The sequence below is a fragment of the Nocardia salmonicida genome, from assembly GCF_036142455.1.
Taxonomy (GTDB): Bacteria; Actinomycetota; Actinomycetes; order Mycobacteriales; family Mycobacteriaceae; genus Nocardia; species Nocardia salmonicida.
Map to the genome: position 1 here is coordinate 5,777,545 of NZ_CP108014.1, position 17,909 is coordinate 5,795,453.

Annotated in this window: 12 protein-coding genes and 1 pseudogene; 6 read left to right on the forward strand and 7 right to left on the reverse strand. The window is 68.3% G+C overall.

Annotated elements, in window-relative coordinates; genetic code table 11:
- Positions 1 to 30: 30 nt before the first annotated feature.
- Positions 31 to 1,236 (reverse strand): polysaccharide biosynthesis protein, encoded by a 1,206-nt coding sequence (locus OHS03_RS27075; RefSeq protein ID WP_328664415.1) that lies wholly within the window; start codon positions 1,234 to 1,236, stop codon positions 31 to 33.
- Between the two features lie 211 nt (positions 1,237 to 1,447).
- Here OHS03_RS27075 and OHS03_RS27080 point away from each other — a divergent pair, with 211 nt between their 5' ends.
- Positions 1,448 to 3,256 (forward strand): MmpA family trehalose lipid delivery protein, encoded by a 1,809-nt coding sequence (locus OHS03_RS27080; RefSeq protein WP_328657974.1) that lies wholly within the window; start codon positions 1,448 to 1,450, stop codon positions 3,254 to 3,256.
- A gap of 19 nt (positions 3,257 to 3,275) precedes the next feature.
- On the opposite strand, the gene OHS03_RS27085 is transcribed toward OHS03_RS27080, so the two are convergent.
- Positions 3,276 to 4,439, reverse strand: coding sequence for a glycosyltransferase family 4 protein (locus tag OHS03_RS27085; protein WP_328657976.1), 1,164 nt, complete (start codon positions 4,437 to 4,439; stop codon positions 3,276 to 3,278).
- 342 nt (positions 4,440 to 4,781) lie between these two features.
- On the opposite strand from OHS03_RS27085, the gene OHS03_RS27090 reads away from it, so the two are divergent.
- Positions 4,782 to 5,567: a class I SAM-dependent methyltransferase gene (locus tag OHS03_RS27090; protein ID WP_328664417.1), complete on the forward strand. Its 786-nt coding sequence runs from the start codon at positions 4,782 to 4,784 to the stop codon at positions 5,565 to 5,567.
- Here the strand turns inward: OHS03_RS27090 and OHS03_RS27095 are convergent, their stop codons facing one another.
- On the reverse strand, positions 5,568 to 5,864 hold the full coding sequence (locus OHS03_RS27095; protein ID WP_056823697.1) for a hypothetical protein: 297 nt from the start codon (positions 5,862 to 5,864) through the stop codon (positions 5,568 to 5,570).
- A 211-nt stretch (positions 5,865 to 6,075) separates the two neighbouring features.
- On the opposite strand from OHS03_RS27095, the gene OHS03_RS27100 reads away from it, so the two are divergent.
- On the forward strand, positions 6,076 to 7,524 hold the full coding sequence (locus OHS03_RS27100) for an aldehyde dehydrogenase (protein WP_056823700.1): 1,449 nt from the start codon (positions 6,076 to 6,078) through the stop codon (positions 7,522 to 7,524).
- Between the two features lie 36 nt (positions 7,525 to 7,560).
- Here OHS03_RS27100 and OHS03_RS27105 read toward each other — a convergent pair whose 3' ends face one another.
- The 4 genes from OHS03_RS27105 to OHS03_RS27120 form a co-directional block, all read right to left on the reverse strand.
- Complete coding sequence (locus tag OHS03_RS27105) at positions 7,561 to 7,740, reverse strand: hypothetical protein (protein ID WP_056823702.1); 180 nt, start codon at positions 7,738 to 7,740, stop codon at positions 7,561 to 7,563.
- Between the two features lie 290 nt (positions 7,741 to 8,030).
- Complete coding sequence (locus OHS03_RS27110; RefSeq protein ID WP_056823705.1) at positions 8,031 to 9,860, reverse strand: phosphoenolpyruvate carboxykinase (GTP); 1,830 nt, start codon at positions 9,858 to 9,860, stop codon at positions 8,031 to 8,033.
- 249 nt (positions 9,861 to 10,109) lie between these two features.
- On the reverse strand, positions 10,110 to 11,591 hold the full coding sequence (locus OHS03_RS27115) for a hypothetical protein (RefSeq protein ID WP_328657978.1): 1,482 nt from the start codon (positions 11,589 to 11,591) through the stop codon (positions 10,110 to 10,112).
- On the reverse strand, positions 11,578 to 12,687 hold the full coding sequence (locus OHS03_RS27120) for a hypothetical protein (RefSeq protein WP_328657980.1): 1,110 nt from the start codon (positions 12,685 to 12,687) through the stop codon (positions 11,578 to 11,580). Before OHS03_RS27120 ends, OHS03_RS27115 begins: the two co-directional genes overlap by 14 nt.
- Positions 12,688 to 12,879: 192 nt before the next feature.
- On the opposite strand from OHS03_RS27120, the gene trmB reads away from it, so the two are divergent.
- The 3 genes and pseudogenes from trmB to OHS03_RS27135 all read left to right on the forward strand — a co-directional run.
- Complete coding sequence (gene trmB / locus OHS03_RS27125) at positions 12,880 to 13,623, forward strand: tRNA (guanosine(46)-N7)-methyltransferase TrmB (protein ID WP_405151437.1); 744 nt, start codon at positions 12,880 to 12,882, stop codon at positions 13,621 to 13,623.
- On the forward strand, positions 13,620 to 14,336 hold the full coding sequence (locus OHS03_RS27130) for an NYN domain-containing protein (RefSeq protein ID WP_082844190.1): 717 nt from the start codon (positions 13,620 to 13,622) through the stop codon (positions 14,334 to 14,336). The genes trmB and OHS03_RS27130 overlap by 4 nt, the downstream gene beginning before the upstream one ends.
- Positions 14,337 to 16,988: pseudogene (locus tag OHS03_RS27135) on the forward strand (MMPL family transporter); the annotation flags it as partial.
- Positions 16,989 to 17,909: the final 921 nt, after the last annotated feature.

A 17,909-nucleotide genomic window follows, 5' to 3' on the forward strand; every position in this document is an offset into this window, starting at 1 on the left:
TTCGGGTCCGGATGGGCTACCTGGGCGCTCTCAGTCCAGGTCAGGCCGCGCCGCGCCGGACAGGGGCACTTCGGGGCGGTCCGCGGCTCGGGGTGTGGTGCGGGCGGCTCGTAGGACCACGACGGCGACGATCGTGGTCGTGACGGCGGCTACGGAGACCGCTGTGCCGATCAGGGATTCGATGGTGCGGGCGAAGGCCAACATCAGGGTTATCTCGATTGCCAGGCCGATCCAGGTGACGGCCGCCAGGGCGGTGCGTTCGACGGCGATCGCGGAGAGCAGGGCACCCTGTAGTACCGCCAGGATCGCGCCGTGCAGGGCGAACAGCCACAGCAGACCCTGAATGGGCGCGTAATCGGCACCGGCGAACAGGGGGGCAAGGGGGGCGGCCAAAGCGGCGCCGATCACCGCGACGACGCCGATCGCCGATAACACCGAGAGCGCGTCGCGGATCGCACGGGCCGACTGGGTGGGCTGGGCCATGCGGGGATACAGCACGACGCCGACTGCTTGCGGCAGCCAGAACGCGATCTTGGTGGCGATGGTGCCCAGCGAATAGCGGCTCGCGTCGACCTCGTCGAGGACGATGCGGACCACGATCAGGTCGACCGAGGACAGTGCCATCAGCGCCGCTTGCACCTGGACAGCACGCAACACTGGCACGACGCCGACGGCGGCCGATTCTCGACTGTCCCCGCCGCTGCTGCCCTCGGTCGAGGCCGTCGAACGAGCGATTCGACCGGCGACGATCGCCGCGCCGACGATGCCCGCCGCACCCGCCCACAGCGCACCGGCGGCACCGCCGCCCAGCGCGAGCGCGAGCAGCGCGGGCACCACCCGGGCCGTACCGGCCATCGCGAGTACCGTCGCGAGCGCGCGGAAGTGGTTGCCGCCCTGCAGGATTCCCTGTTCACCGGAGAGGATCACCAACGCGGGTGCCGCACCGAGCGCAGCGGCCGCGGCCCACACTCCGACGTTCAGCACGCCGGCCACCACCGGAATCAGCACGACAGCGACCGCGGCGACCATCGCCGCGCACCGCCACATCATCGCCCGCACGGCCCGCAGCGACGCCCCGCGCACCACCTCTCGGGCGACCACGTTCTGCATGGCCAGGGCGGGGACCGCGCACAACAACTGCACCGCGAGCAAGCTCGCGAACTCGCTGTACCCCTCGACCCCCAACCAGCTCGCCGCCAACAGTTGCAGCAGGTAGCCGGCGACGTTGGCGGTCATCGCGCCAGCCGTCACCCAGGTCAGGTCGGCGACAACGGGAGGGCGGCGGACTGAGGACACGCCTCATCGTCGCACCTGCCTGTGTTCGCCATCACGCCTACCCCGAAAATGTGAGTCCGAGCGGACTCACCTCGAGCGATTCCGCCCCGAACAGCGCCGATACGACCCCGGCCACGGCGACGCGCGACGGGACGTAAGGTGCGTGGACGTGATGAGTAGCGGGCGTGCAAGGGCCTTGGTGGCCGGATACTGCGCTCTACTCACGATGATCATCGTCGGACCATTGGCCGGATCAGGCTATCTGCTGCTGCGGGACGCGGTGAGTACCCCGCGCTCGTACCTCACCGATTCGGCACTCGGCTTGGGCGCCGCCGCACCACGCGCCGTTCCGCAAGATGCCTTGCTCGCGGTGCTCTCGCCGGTTATCGACGGCGGGATTCTCGTGAAGGCGATTCTGATCGTCGCGCTGTGGTCGGCCGGCTACGGCGCGGCGGTCCTCGCCCGACGATTCGTCTCCGCCTCTACCGGAGCACAATTGGTCGCCGCGACGCTCGCGTTGTGGAATCCGTATGTCGCCGAACGACTTCTGCAGGGTCACTGGAGTCTGCTCGCCGGCTACGCCGCCCTCCCGTGGACCGCGCTGGCCGCCGCGCGTATCAGAACAGCCACGGGTGCAACAGAATCCAGTCCGACCCAACGCTTCGGCTCGCTCGGGGGGTGGGCCGCGCTGACCGCGAGTTTCGCCGCGGCTGGGTTGACGCCGACCGGTTCGTTGCTGGCCGCCATCATCGGGCTGGCGCTGATCGGGCGGCGGGCTCTTCTCCCCGCCACTGTTCTCTGGGTCGCCACCTGCGCGCCATGGCTGACCGCGACCGCGCTCGGATCGGGGGCCGAGCCGTCGGACCCGGCCGGGGTCTCGGCGTTCGCGGCCCGTGCCGAACCGTGGCTCGGCACGCTCGGCAGCCTCGCCGGGCTCGGTGGGATCTGGAACGGCGAGGCGGTACCGGCGAGCCGCACGACTCCGCTCGCCCTGGTCGGCACGCTCTTGGTGCTCGGCATCGTCGCCCTCGGAGTGCGGGCGGTGTGGGCGCTCGGCCGTGACGGGCGGGCACTGCTGGTGATCGCGGCGGTGGCGATCGTGCTGCCCGCCCTCGGCGCGACCAGTTGGGGGCTCGGGGCCGGGGAATGGTTGATGGTGCATGTTCCGGGGGCGGGGCTGCTGCGGGATACGCAGAAGTACGTCGCCTTGGCGATGCCCGCGTACGCGCTGTGCGCCGCGGCCGCGTGCCGAACCGTCGCCGCGGCGAGCCGCCGACTGCTGACCGACGGGCAGCCGGGGAGCACAGATGCGGCAGACACCGAGTCGGTCTCCGGCTTCGGAATACGATTCACCGCAACGCTTTTCATTCTTCTCATCACCCTCCCCATGGCCGACCTGGCCTGGGGAGTCGGCGGCGCGATGCGTCCCGTCCATTACCCCGCGGGCTGGCAGCAGGCCATCGACCATATCGATGCCCCCGGTGACATAGCCGTACTCCCCGGGGGGATGTTCCGCCGATTCCCTTACAGCGGAACAGCTCCCGTCCTCGACCCCGCGCCGCGGATTCTCCCCCACGACGTCCTACAAACCGGCGAGCTCCGCGTCCGCGGCTACGCGGTCACCGGCGAAGGCAATCGCGCCCGCACAGTCGAGGAAGCGCTGCTCCGAGGCGCCCCGGCCGCCGACCTGGCAGCCCTCGGCGTCGGCTGGATCCTCATCGAACACACCACCCCCGGCCCCCTCGGCGCATCAGCGAACACCCTCGCCACAGCCGAACTCGAATACCAGGACTCCGACCTGTCCCTCTACCGAGTCCCCTCCCCCACCACCCTCGACACCGCCACACCGGCCCAACGCAGAATCTCCGCCGCAGCCCACCTTCTCTGGGCCGGACTCCTGCTCGCAGGACTGATCGTCGCCGCGCTACGCCCCTACCGCACACCACCGGAGCGTCGTCCGGCGAGCCGGAGCGTCACTTAGCACCGCTGAGAGCCCGCGCTCAGTCGCGCGACGCGACCAACCCGGAGACCCGTTCTCCGCGAGCCGCGGCGGCGAGAACCGTGTGTACCCCGGCGCCGGTCTGCTCCCAGGAGAACTCGTTGGCGCGGGCTCGGGCTTTTTCGCCCATGACCAGTCTGACTTCGGGATCGGCGAGGAGGTCGGCGGCGGCTGAGGCGAGCGCGGGCGCGTCGTCGACCAGGAGGCCGGTGACGCCGTCGACGATCGAATCGGTGAGGCCGCGAGAGCTGCGGTAGCCGATGGTGGGAACGCCGTGCTGGGCGGCTTCGATGACAGCCAGGCCCCAGCCTTCCTTGCGCGAGGGCATCACGTGGACCCAGGCGGTCGAGAGGATCTCGTGCTTGCGGCGTTCGTCGACGTGCCCGTGGAAGGTGACGGCGTCGGCGATGCCGAGGTCGTCGGCGCAGGCGCGCAGGTTGGGGGCCCACCAGCCGTCGCCGATGACGTCGAGGTGCACGTCGGGGAAGCGTTCGCGCAGGTGGGCGACGGCGGTGAGGGCGTCTTCGATCTGCTTGTGCGGGACAAGGCGCGACAGCACCGCGACGCGCGGGTGCGTGGCGCGGGTGTCGTCGTCGCCGGGGACGACCTCGGCCGGGACCGGTTCGGCGCCGTTGCGGACCACGGCGATGCGCTCACGGCCCACCCCGAGCACCGACAGCTCCTCGGCGGAGGGCAGCGACACGGTGAGGTACTGATTCTCGCGGTGCACGCGCGGGGACAGCGTGGATTCGATCCACCAGCCGATCCGCCCGACCAGGCGACCGGCGACCGGCCACTGCTCCCGGTGCCCGTGATGCACCAGCACCACCGAGGGCACGCCCGTGGCCGTGGCGAAGAAGGGGATCCCGTTCTGGGTGTCGATCACGACGTCGGGGCGCACGCCGCGCAGCGGACCGAAACCGAGCCGACCAGCCACGATGGCGGCCAGCGCGCGGGGGTAGACGGTAAAGCGCCCGCCCGCGCGACTGATGTCGATCCCATCGATCCGCTCGCGCTTGGGAGCGCCCGGATACCCGGCCGTACGCAGGGTGACCTTGATGCCGCGCGCGGCCAGCTGCGCGCCGACCTGCTCCAGATACCGCTCGCTGCCGCCACCCTGTGGGTGCCCGGTGTCACGCCAGCAGAGTAGGAGGACTTCACGCACGGTCGGGGCTCGCAATCGGTTCGGAGGAAGACAAACGTCGGACCCCACACTAGCGGGTGTGCTCTGCGTAACACGGACGGATCGACAGTGTCCGCCCAAACCGCGCGATCCACCCCAACCCCTCACCGACCACACCCACTCACCCGCACCAAACCCCACCCCGACCACACCCCCGAACCAAGCCCACAAACCCAACCCACCCACCACCGACCGCACCCACTCAACCGCGCCGAACCCCACCCCGTTCACACCGCCCAACCCAAACCCACAAACCCAACCCACCCACCACCAGCCGCGACCGAAGGGTCTGCCCATAAACTCCAGCCCGTGTCGACCGCCACCATGCCGAGAACCGAGCAGCCCGTCGCGCGACGTGACCGATCCAGGTTCGCGCGCCGGGCGAGCCTGCGCCGCTCGCTGCGCCTGCTCACCAGCTTCCGCTTCGAGCAGTCCGACCCGGCCCGCTTCTACGGCGGCATCGCCACCGACAGCGCCGAGCTGATCGGCGACTTCTACGCCGACGTCACCGGCCGCGACCTCACCGGCACCGTGCTCCTCGACGTCGGCGGTGGCCCCGGGTACTTCGCCGACGAGTTCACCGCGGTGGGCGCGCGCTACGTCTCGGTGGAGCCGGACCCGTCGGAGATGCACGCGGCCGGACTGCGGGTGTCGGGTTCGGTGCGCGGATCGGGGATGGCATTGCCGTTCCGCGACAACGCCTTCGACGTATGCTTCTCCTCCAACGTCGCCGAGCACGTGCCGCAGCCGTGGCTGATGGCCGACGAGATGGTGCGGGTGACCAAGCCAGGCGGCCTCATCGTGTACTCGTACACGGTGTGGCACGGGCCTTTCGGTGGTCACGAAACCGGCCTCTGGCACTACCTCGGTGGCGAGTACGCGGCCCGCCGATACCGGCGCAAGCACGGACACGAACCGAAGAACAGGTTCGGCCGATCACTGTTCACGGTGACGGCGGCGGATGGGTTGCGCTGGGCGGCAATGACATCAGCTGATGTGCGGACTATTTTTCCGCGTTATCACCCGCGCTGGGCCTGGTGGCTCGTCCGCGTTCCGGTGATCCGAGAGCTACTGGTCAGCAACTTGGTCGTGGTTGCCACCAAAGCGTGATCACGCCAGCCAGCTCAAGCGCCTCGATCTCCGCATCGGCTCGGGCAACACCCTGACCCACGGCGATTCCTGAATCGCCAGGCCGACGGTCTCCAACGTGGTCAGGCCGACCTGATCGGCCAGCGCGCCGACCATCGCGACCGCCTCAGCGGCCTGGATAGCGGCAGTCGCCTGCTCGATCGTGAGTGTGCGGCCCGGCAGGAATGAGACAACCCATCCGCCACTGCCCACACTTTTCGCTTGATGGTCGGTCTGGTCGCTGGTCATCAACGATCGGCCGATCACTTGCACAGCCATGAGTCGGTCTCCCCAATTCGCTGTTAATGTCCGATGAATCGAGCGAGCTGATCAGTAGCTAAAGCATCCCCTTTTCACCACCGGAACGCAATAGTGCGTTTCCCCGAAAAGCGAACCGACAGGTTGGAATTCGCAATCTTCACAGTCGTTGCGCCACAGCGAATTAGAACAGGTTGCAGACAATTCGCCCGCAAAACTGTAACGTGTTCTCATGCACTACGACAGTCTGTTCATCGGCGGGAAGTGGACCACCCCGGCCGGTAGTGACCGCATTTCGGTAGTCTCCCCGGCAACGGAGGAGACCGTCGGCAGCGTGCCCGCGGTAACGAACGCCGATGTCGACGCGGCGGTCGCCGCGGCGCGCGACGCGTTCGACAGCGGGCCGTGGCCATCGACGCCCCCACTGGAACGAGCCGAGGTACTCACCAAGGTTGCCCGGCTGATCGAGCAGCGTTCGCCAGAATTGGTCGCCGCGCTCACCGCGGAGATGGGTGCGCCGCCGTTAGCCGCCTTGACACTCAACCAGATTCCGGCCGTCGCGGCATTGGACGCACTCGCCGAGCTCGCGAAAACGTTCGCCTGGAACGAGACTCGAGTCGGCCTGTTCGGAACCTCGCGTGTCTCACGGGAACCGCGCGGTGTCGTCGCCGCGATCACCGCATGGAACGTCCCGTTGTTCCTCGCCGCGAACAAGCTCGGACCCGCGCTGCTGGCCGGCTGCACGGTGGTGCTCAAGCCGTCGCCGCTGACTCCGCTGACCGCGAATATCCTCGCCGACCTGTTCACCGAGGCGGGCCTGCCCGACGGCGTCCTCTCGGTGCTGCCCGCCGAGGCCGAGGCCAGCGAGTATCTCGCGAGCCACCCCGGCGTCGACAAGGTGACCTTCACCGGCAGCACCCCCGTCGGCAGGAAGCTGGCCGCGTTGGCCGGTGAACAGCTCAAGACCGTATCGCTCGAGCTCGGCGGTAAGTCGGCCGCGATCGTGCTGCCCGACGTCGACCTGGCCGCGAGCATTCCCGTGCTCGCGTTCTCCGGGCTGATGAACAGTGGGCAGGGCTGCGTCGCGCAGACGCGAATTCTCGCGCCGCGCAGTCGCTATGACGAGATCGTCGACGCGCTGGTCGCGCACGTCAAGACCATGCAGACCGGCGATCCGACCGATCCCGCGACCCAGCTCGGCCCCCTGATCAGCGAAAAGCAGCGCGATCGCGTGGAGGGCTACATCGCCAAGGGCAAGGCCGAGGGTGCTCGACTGGTGCTCGGCGGCGGCAGGCCCGAAGGCGTGGAGCGCGGGTGGTTCGTGGAGCCGACGATCTTCGCCGACGTCGACAATGCCAGCACCATCGCCCAGGAGGAGATCTTCGGCCCGGTGCTCTCGGTGATCCCGTACGAGACCGAGGACGAGGCCATCGCCATCGCCAACGACTCCGATTACGGTCTCGCCGGTTCGGTGTGGACCACCGATATCGAGCACGGCGTCGAGGTCGCGGCCCGGATTCGCACCGGCACCTTCGCGATCAACTGGTACGCCTTCGACCCGACGGCGCCATTCGGCGGCTACAAGAACTCGGGTATCGGCCGCGAGAACGGCCCGGAGGGGCTCGACGCGTTCTGCGAACAGAAGTCCGTCCTGATGCCGATGGGCTGGACCGCCGAGTAATCAGTGCTGGACCGCCGAGTAGTCGGTGACGGCCGCCTAGAGGTCCGGCATATGGACCCGGAGAACCGGCTGGGCGGCCACCTCACCCCGGGCAGGTAGATCGACGACCTCGACGCGCCAGCCCGGGGGCAGGACTCGCTCCAGCCGGCCCGCCACGCGCTGCATGGGTGTACTCGAATAGGTGTCGGACTCGAATCCGGTCACCAGATCGGTCATGCGTCAAACCACCTCTCAGCGTCGATCTCGTCGTTGACCGCATGGCGGTGCAGGAGTCTCGCAGGGGTATCAGCTCGAGAGGAAATATAGGCGAAGGTAACGCTGCCGCCACACGCGACTCTCTGACACCGAAAGATGTACCCAGAAAGAGACCGCGAGAATCGTCCGACGAACTCGGACGAACAGAACCGCCCGTACCGATTCGGTACGGGCGGTTCTGTGTTTGCGGGCAACTAGCAGTGTGATGCGCACGCGTTGGTGTGCGTGCGCATTCTGGACTGCTCGGGCGACTAGCCCAGGCGCTCCTTGAGAGCCTCGAACTCGTCGCGCACGCCGGAAGGCAGCTTGTCGCCGACGAACTCGAACCATTCCTCGATCGACGGGATCTCCTTGCGCCACTCATCGGCGTTCACCGAGAGTGCCTCGTCGACGTCGGCGGCGACCACGTCGAGGCCGTCCAGGTCGAGATCGGCAGCCGAAGGCACGTTGCCGACCGCGGTGGCCGTGGCGCCCGAGCGACCCTCGATGCGGCCGACGATCCACTCCAGCACGCGGGAGTTCTCACCGAATCCGGGCCACAGGAAGCGGCCGTCGTCGCCACGACGGAACCAGTTGACGTAGAAGATCTTCGGCAGCTTGTTCGAGTCGGCGTTCTTGCCGAGGTCGATCCAGTGGTTGAGGTAGTCGCCGACGTGGTAGCCGAGGAACGGCAGCATCGCCATCGGGTCGCGGCGCACGGTGCCGACCTTGCCCTCGGCGGCGGCGGTCTGCTCGGAGCCCATCGTGGCGCCCATGAACACGCCGTGCTCCCAGCCGAACGACTCGGTCACCAGCGGAACGGTGGTCTTGCGGCGACCGCCGAACAGGATGGCCGAGATCGGCACGCCCTGCGGATCGTCCCACTCCGGCGCCAGGGTCGGGCACTGCGACATCGGGGTGCAGTAGCGCGAGTTCGGGTGCGCGGCGTGGCCCTCCGACTCGGGGGTCCAGTCGTTGCCCTTCCAGTCGATCAGGTGCTGCGGGTCGCCTTCGAGACCCTCCCACCACACATCGTTGTCGTCGGTCTGGGCGACGTTGGTGTAGACGGTGTTGCCCGCGTCGATGGTGGCCATCGCGTTGGGGTTGGAGCTGTGGTTGGTGCCCGGCGCGACACCGAAGAAGCCGAACTCCGGGTTCACGGCGTACAGCTGGCCGTCCTTGCCGAAACGCATCCAGGCGATGTCGTCGCCCAGGGTCTCCGCGCGCCAGCCCGGGATGGTCGGCTGGATCATCGCGAGGTTGGTCTTGCCACAGGCGCTCGGGAACGCGGCGGCGACGTAGTAGTTCTTGTTCTCGGGCGAGATCAGCTTGAGGATCAGCATGTGCTCGGCCAGCCAGCCCTCGTCGTGGGCCATCGCCGAGGCGATGCGCAGCGAGTAGCACTTCTTGCCGAGCAGCGCGTTGCCGCCGTAGCCGGAACCGAAGGACCAGATCTCACGGTCCTCGGGGAAGTGGGTGATGTACTTGGTGTCGCTGCACGGCCACGGCACGTCGGCCTGGCCCTCGGCGAGCGGCGCGCCCACGGAGTGCAGCGCCTTCACGAACGGGCGGTCGGTGCCCAGCTTCTCCAGCGCGGCGGCGCCCATGCGGGTCATCACGCGCATCGAGACGACCACGTACTCGGAGTCGGTGATCTCCACGCCCAGCTTGGGGTCCTCGGCGCCGAGCGGGCCCATGCAGAACGGCACCACGTACATGGTGCGGCCCTTCATCGAGCCGCGGTACAGCTCGGTCATGGTGGCGCGCATCTCGGCGGGGTCGACCCAGTTGTTGGTCGGGCCCGCATCGGCCTCGGTGGCGGAACAGATGTAGGTGCGCGATTCGACGCGAGCCACATCGGAGGGATCGGACAGCGCGAGGAAGGAGTTCGGCTTCTTCTTCTCGTCCAGCTGCTTGAAGGTGCCTGCCTCGACCAGCTGAGTGGTCAGGCGATCCCATTCCGCGTCGGAGCCATCGGCCCAGACCACGCGATCGGGCTGAGTGAGCTCTGCGACTTCCTGTACCCAGGCGAGCAGTTCACTGTGCTCGGTCGGCGCCTTGCCGTCGGATCCACGAAGACCAGGAATGGTCGCTGAGGTCATGAAAACTCTCCTGAGATGGGCGGTTGTTCGATCCATCGATCGCCACCATGGGCGGGTAAGGCGTCCGCAGTGACCAACCGTCGCACAACCCCGATAGACGGCTAGGAAGGCCGTACACGGACGGTGGCCGCGCATCGACTGGCAAGAGCGGACGCCCAGGTTCCTGCCTCAAGGTTAACGCGATATGACGACCGATATGGCATCGGGCTCCATTACAGGTACCCACAGGTGTATCGGTCAATCCCGCGCTCACAGTTGATCGAGGGTGGCGATGTCGCGCTCACAGGCGGTCAGCTGTGCCGGACGCTCCGCGACGAGCCTGCGCGCGAGCGCGTCTAGTTCGGTGACACGCCGATCGACGGCGATCGCCCGCGCGGTCGATTCCCGGACCACGTGCTCGGCCAATTCGGCCTCGATATCCACCAGCACCGCGGCGACACGCTGTTCGAACTGGGCTTTGATATTCACCAGCGCTTCGGAGACCCACTGGGCCATGTGATTGCGCTCGGCGAGTTGGCCGCGGGCGCGCACGACCCATGCGGCCGCGCCCGCGCCGAGCAGCAAGGTCACCGGGACGCTCGCCACGTCGAGAGTCGGCACCAACGACAGCGGCGCCACGACCAACCTGCCGAGCCCGACACCCGCCGACGCGCCGAGCGCGATCATGAGGTGATCTTCGACACCCCGGTGTCTCTTGTCGGGATCGGGACCCACCCGCGGGGCCGGATCACGGCGACGAGTGGTCGGGGCGGTCGTGCCGATCCGGCGGGCGGCTTCGATCACCCGTTCGTCGATGACGGCGTCGACCGAGGCCGACAGTTCACCGGCGGCCTGCTGCAGGCGCTGGGGATAGGCGCGCAGTTCGGCGCGGTCGCAGCGGTCGAGTTCGGCGCGGGAACGGGTGTGCAGGGCGCGCACCATGGCGCCGAGCTCGGTGGTCAGGTCAACGCGGGAGAGCTGGACCTGGCTGCGCACGGCGGCCAGGCCGGTCTGGCGGCCGCCGTCGCGCTCGGCGACCAGGCCGATGCGCTCCTCTCTGATCCGCTCGGTGTCGGTGCCGGAGCGCAGCGCGGTGATCTGCTCGTCGATTCTCGCCCTGGTGTCGGCGAGTACGCGGGTGCGGACGGCGGTTCGACGCTGGGCACCGTCGGTCGGGCGCCGCGCGGTGGCCGCGGCGAGGGTGGCGTGCAGTCCGGCCACGCCGGAGCGATCGAGCAGCGCGGAGTCGTCGGTGGCGCGGGCCGCGGCGGCCAGCCGGGCGGAGACGGCGACGATGTCCAGGTCGGTGATGCCGCGCGCGGCGAGCAGTTCGAGGTTGCGGACGCGGGTCGCGCGCCAGTCCTGATAGGCGTGAAAGCCGTTCATGGCGAGCAGGATTCGCTGGTCGGCGGCGCGGAGGCAGTCGATCAGGGCGAACATGTCGGCGCCGAGAACACTGCCCGCGTCGAAGAGGATGAGGGCCGCGGCGGGTTCGTTCTCGGGGGTGAGCGCCGCCGGGTCGGCCAGGTCGATATGAGGTTCGAAGCGGGCGAGTTCGGTGCGAAGGAGGGTGGTGTTGGCGTCGTCGGCGGCGTAGAAGGTGATGCTGGTGCCCTCGCCCGCCTCGGCCATCGCCCGCAGTAGCGCGCCGCCCTGCGGGTTCCACCGGTCGATCACCGCGTCCACCGCAGGCGCGAGGGCACCGGGATCATCGGCCGTTCCTCGGTCGGACGGGACCTCAGAGGCCTGCACTGGACATCCGCTCCCAGGCTCTGACATAGCCGTTGTGGACGCGCAGCGCGGCGCGCCGGGCGGCGGGCGGCATGTCGCTGGACACGACGGCACGCCAGCGGGTGGCGCGCGCGAGCGCTTCGTCGGCGTCGCCGGGCGCGGGCGACGGATAGCCGGCGGCCAGATGCGAAACCTGCGGGCAGGCCAATCCGGCGCACAAGCCGGCCCAGAGCGCTTCGTCGCCGGCGAGATAGTGCTCGATCATTTCGCGGGCGCGTCCGCCGTCGCCGGGGACCGCGCGGGCGGCCAGCCGGGTCAGCTCGTCGAGCAATTCGCCGCCACGTACCGCTTCCACCTGCTCGTACCTGCGGTGGACCAGCTTGTGCAGCGGATCGATCCCGCTGGCCGAGTGCAGGATCTGGATGATCGCCGACGCGGGCAGATCCGGGTCGGCGCGCAGAGCCGTCAGCGCGCAGTCCACGCCGTAGAGGTCCCAGTTGGCGATCAGCCGCCGACGGGCTTCCTGGTCGGAGCCGTCGCCGATGAACAGATCGGCCGCGAGTACCGAGGGCACATCGGGGCCGACCGCGAGCCTGCGCAGATCGCTCAGATCGGCGGCGCTCACCGCGCCCGCCCTCGTGCGGGCGGCGACCGAGGCGATGATCGGCACGATCGGCATCCCGAGCTCCTGTGCGTGCCGCTGCGCCGCGGCCACGGCCTCACCCCAGCGCGCGCCCACCGCGTCGGCCTTGTTGAGCACCACCACCCCGCGACCCGGCGGCACGGTGGCCAGCAGGCGATAGTCGGCGGCCTGCGGCGCACCGGCCAGTACATAGATGACCAGATCGCCGTCGAGGACGGGATCGGGCAGTTCGGGCTGATCGACCGGCGCGGTCTCCTGCGCCGACAGCAATGCCAGCGCGGCCATCACGGTCGTGCGCCCGCTGAGCGCACGCCCCGTGATCTGGATGTGCAGCGGACGACGACGGCTCGCCGCCGCTGTCGCGAGCTGTTCGGCGATCCCCGGATCACCCCCGCGACCTGCACCTAGAGCCGAGATCAGCTCGTCGAGCTGATCCGCGGGCCGTGTCTGTGCGAATTCGGTGGCTGTCGACATTCTGCACACCCCCTTTTCGGAGGGCATTGTGTCAGATCCGCGCCGAGCCGGGGCCGGGCGAACCTTCGGCCGACCTGGGCGGATCAGCGGTCCCATGAACTCGCCTGCGACGCACCCGCGCGCATGCTGGACAATGGACGCGTGAACGACGCCGCCGACCACGCCGAGCCGACCAGCCACAAGCTGTCGGAGATGCCGAACGACGCGGGCCGACGCTCGCTCACCGGCTCCAGGCTGTACCCGCGCGTGACGAGCTTCCGCACGCGGCGGGGCGCGCTGACGCCGAACCAGCAGGCCTCCTGGGACAACACGTGGCCGAAGATCGGGCGCAATGTGTCCAATGATCCGGTCGAGGCCGACGCCTGGTTCGGACGCGAGGCGCCGCTGGTGATCGAGATCGGCACCGGCACCGGCACCGCGACGGCCGCAATGGCCAAGGCCGAACCGCACCTGAATCTCATCGGCATCGAGGTGTACCAGCCAGGTCTAGCCCAGCTGGTTCAGCAGATCGAGCGCGAACAGATCGAGAACATCCGATTGCTGCGCGGCGACGCCGTCGACGTACTGGAGAACATGGTTGCCCCGGAATCGCTGATCGGCGTTCGGGTGTTCTTCCCCGACCCGTGGCCGAAGGCCCGCCACCACAAGCGCAGACTGCTACAGGCGCCGACTTTCGCCCTGATCGCCAGCAGATTGAAGCCGGGCGGAGTGCTGCACGTGGCCACCGACCACGCGGATTACGCCGAGCATATTCTCGAAGTAGGCTCCAAGGAACCGCTGTTCACCGGCCTGAACGACACCACCGGTGGCGACAGCGCCGTCAACCGCTCTACCGCGCCGATCGGTTTCGAACGGCCCGTCACCAAGTTCGAAGGCAAAGGCCTGCGTGCCGGTAGCGCCATCAACGAGTTCATATGGGGGAAGATCGACAGATGAGCGTGAGTGAGATCGCCCCCGAGATGCCGGTGCCCGCCCAGGCAGGCTCCGGTTCCGAGGCGTTGAGCGGTTCCGATGTTCGACGTGTGCTGCTGGTCTGGGACGCGCCGAACCTCGACATGGGGCTCGGCGCCATCCTCGGTGGACGGCCCACTGCCGCTTATCGCCCCCGCTTCGACGCGCTCGGCCGCTGGTTGCTGGCCCGCACCGCCGAGATCTCGGTGGCCTCCAAGGGCCGCATCGAGGCCGAGGCCACCGTCTTCACCAATATCGCGCCCGGCACCGCCGACGTGGTCCGCCCCTGGGTGGAAGCGCTGCGCAATGTCGGTTTCGCGGTGTTCGCCAAGCCCAAGATCGACGAAGACTCCGATGTCGACGCCGACATGCTCGCGCACATCGCGACCCGTCAACGCGACGGCGGTTTAGCCGGCATCATGGTCGCCTCGGCCGACGGTCAGGCGTTCCGTGAACCACTGGAGGCCATCGCGGCCAAGGGAATCCCAGCTCAGGTGCTCGGATTCCGTGAGCACGCGAGTTGGGCCGTCACTTCGGATACCCTCGGGTTCGTCGACCTCGAGGACATCCCCGGCGTGTTCCGTGAACCGCTACCGCGGGTGAGTCTCGAGTCGCTGCCCGACGAGGGTGCCTGGCTGCAGCCTTTCCGGCCGCTGTCGGCACTACTCACTTCTCGCCCTGGTCAAGGAGTCGCTTAAGTGTTCACCCGCTGGGGCGATCTGGTCTTTCGGTTCCGCTTCGCCGTCATCGCTGTCGTCGGTGCGGCGTTGTTGGCGTTGGGCGCTTACGGCATGGGACTCGGCCCTCGCCTGACATCGAGCGGGTGGTTCGATCCCGGCTCGGAATCGGTGGCGGGCGCGCAGATCGCCGACGGCTCCTACGGACGCGACCACATGGCCGACGTCATCGTCATGTACAACGCCCCCGAGGGCAAAACGATCGATGACCCGGAGTTCCAGCAGAAGGTCGTCGGCAGCCTGACCACGGCCCTGGCCGAACACCCTGATCAGATCGACAAGATCAACGGCACCTATTGGAAGGTGGGCGACGCGCCCGCCGTGCCGTCGGCGTTCGGCTCCAAGGACAAGAAGCACGCGTTCGCCTCGATCGCCATCGTCGGCAACGACGACACCGTCATCATGGCCAACTACCGCGCCGTGCAGGACGTCTTCTACATTCCCGGCGTCGACGTGGAGGTCTCGGGTCTCCAAGCCATCGCGGTCACCCTCAACGACACGATCGCGCACGACACCAAACGGATGGAAGTGCTGGCCATCCCCGCGGTGGCAGTGCTGCTGTTCTTCATCTTCGGCGGCATCGTCGCGGCCGCGCTGCCGCTGGTCATCGGCGGTCTGACGATCCTCGGCGCCAACGGCATCGTCATGGCGCTGACCAACTTCACCGAGGTCAACTCCTTCGTCAGCGGCGTTGTGTCGATGATCGGCCTCGGCCTCGCGATCGACTACGGCCTGTTCATAGTCAGTCGTTTCCGCGAAGAACTGGCGGAGGGTTACTCCACGCGCGCCGCCGTCCGGCGGTCGGTGATGACCGCTGGACGAACAGTCGTGTTCTCCGCGACGATGATCATCGCCAGTCTCGGCGGCATCCTGCTGTTCCCGCAGGGCTTCCTGCGATCGGTCGCCTACGGCACCATCGCCACCGTCTCCCTGGCCGCACTGACCGCGGTGACGATCCTGCCCGCGATGCTCGCCGTCCTCGGCCCGCGCGTCGACTCGTTCGGCCTCAAGCGGTTCCGCAAGACCAAGACCGCCGAGCAGATCGAGAACGGCTTCTGGGGCAACACTACCCGCTGGGTCATGAAACACCCGCTCAAGATCGCCATTCCGATCACCGTCGGTCTGCTGTTGCTGATCATCCCGGTCAAGGATCTGGCGTTCGGCGGTATCAACGAGAAGTACCTGCCGCCGGACAACAAGGCCCGATCCGCGCTCGAGCACTTCTACGAGGTCTTCCCACAGAGCAAGACCGACCCGATCCAGCTGGTCTTCGTCTCCGGCGACACGAACGCGATCGGTCAGGTCTGGAAGGAAGCCAACCAGGCTCCCGGAATGGTCGGCCCGTTCGCCGTGCCGACCAAGTCGCCGACCAACCCGGAGGTGTTCCGCACCTCGGCGACCCTGGTCGATCCCACCGGCAACGCCGAACCGACGATCGACTATCTCCGTTCGATCGAAGTACCCGACGGCGTCACGATGTACGTCACCGGTCAGCCCGCGCTCATGGCCGACAGCATCGACACGCTGCTGGAACTGATGCCGTGGATGATCTTGCTCGTGCTGGTCACCACGACCGTGCTGATGTTCCTGACGTTCGGTTCGCTGGTGCTGCCGATCAAGGCCGCGTTGATGAGCGCGCTCGGTCTCGGCGCGACGCTGGGCATCCTGACCTGGATCTTCATCGATGGCAACGGTGCCGGGCTGCTGAACTTCACGCCACAGCCGATCAGCGCGCCGGTCTTGATGTTGATCATCGCGATCATCTACGGCCTGTCGACCGACTACGAAGTCTTCCTGCTGTCGCGCATGGTGGAGGCGCGCGCCCAAGGCGCGTCGACCACCGAAGCCGTGCGGATCGGCACCGCGCAGACCGGGCGGATCATCACCGCCGCCGCCCTGATCCTGCTCGTGGTGACCGGCGCGTTCGCGTTCTCCGATCTGGTGATGATGCAGTACATCGCCTACGGCATGATCGCGGCGCTGTTCATCGACGCCACCGTGCTGCGCATGCTGCTGGTCCCCGCGATCATGAAGCTGCTCGGCGACGACTGCTGGTGGGCGCCGAAGTGGATGAAGCGCATCCAGGAGAAGATCGGCCTGGGCGAACCCATTCTCGACGACGAACGCCCGGAACACGGTGGCGTGGTCGACCTGGTGAAAACCACCCCGATCACCGACCCGCCGACCATGCAGATGACGGCGGTCCCCGACTCCAAGCTGGCGCGTACGCCCCGCAGGCCGCGCACGGTCGCCGAGATCGAGGCCGAGGCACCGACCCAGCGCATCGACAAGATCACCGATGCCGACTCCGCTGAGCCCGCACGCGCGCGCCAGCCGATGTCGCCCGATCCGACGCGCCCCCGTGCCTCGATGTTGTCTTCGGGTGAGCCGACGCGGGAATTGCCGGTGGTGAAGCCGGGTACGCCCGCGAAACCAGATGCCGAAGGCGCCGCGAAGCAGGAAGACGCCGAGTTCGAGCTGCCGAAGTACGTGTCCGGCGAGCCGACTCAGGTACTCCCGATCGTGAAGCCGGATACGCCGAATCCCACTCAGGGACACAGTGATTCGACCCCGGATACTGCCGCGGACGAAGACCGTGGCTATTCGGGCCCCAGCTTCGGCACGCCTCCCACACCCCACACCGACCTCGGCGACCCCGAAACCGGACCCGGTGGGGCCACTCGCTCCACCAACGGGCTCGGACAGACCAACGGCACCGCCGACTCGCCGTCTCGTACCGCTACGCCGGACACCGCCTTCGGTATCACCGAAACCACCGGTGGCCCTTCTATTTCCCGTCCGGCCGGCGACAGCGGGTCCGACCTCGACCTGCCCGGCATCCTCCCCGGGGCCGCGCCGCGTGGCTCCTCGCGCGTGCAGCCACCTACGGGGTACACCCCGGGCGTGATCGGCGAAACTCCGCCGACGCCTCGGGTGTCGACGCCGAACGAGACCGGCGACGGCGCCGGATTCGGTACGCCCCCAGCGGATTTGCCGCAGCGGCCGAGCATCGTCCCCCCGGCCCGGCCGAGCACGGCGACCCCGCCGCCTCGCGGAATCGTCCCGCCGGCCGCACCGAGGATCGTCAACACGCCGCCGAACGCGCCGACCTCCGCACCTCGCACGGGCGACACTGCACCTCGCGCGGGCGAGCCGACACCCGCACCCCGTACGGGCGACACGCCTCCTCGCGCTGGTGATACTCCGTCGGGCGGAACCTTCAACGGGTTCAGCCCCGTGACGGCCTCGAATCTGCGGCCGATCACGCCCGACTCCCCCGCACCTGATTCGGGCACCCCGGCTGAGCCGAGCCGTCCGTCCGACCAGGCTGATGCCGCAGTGCGCGAAGCGGATTCGCGCCCGCGCGGATTCGCATCACCGAGTCCCGACCTCTCGGCCGCGCCCGGCACACATCGTGCCGAGTCGCACCAGGGCGATTCAGCTCGTGCGGAGACCGAACCCGATTCGGAGATCCCCCCGCAGGGCGTTTTCGGCACTGCGGTGCCCGTCGAACCGCAACCGAGCACTCCGTGG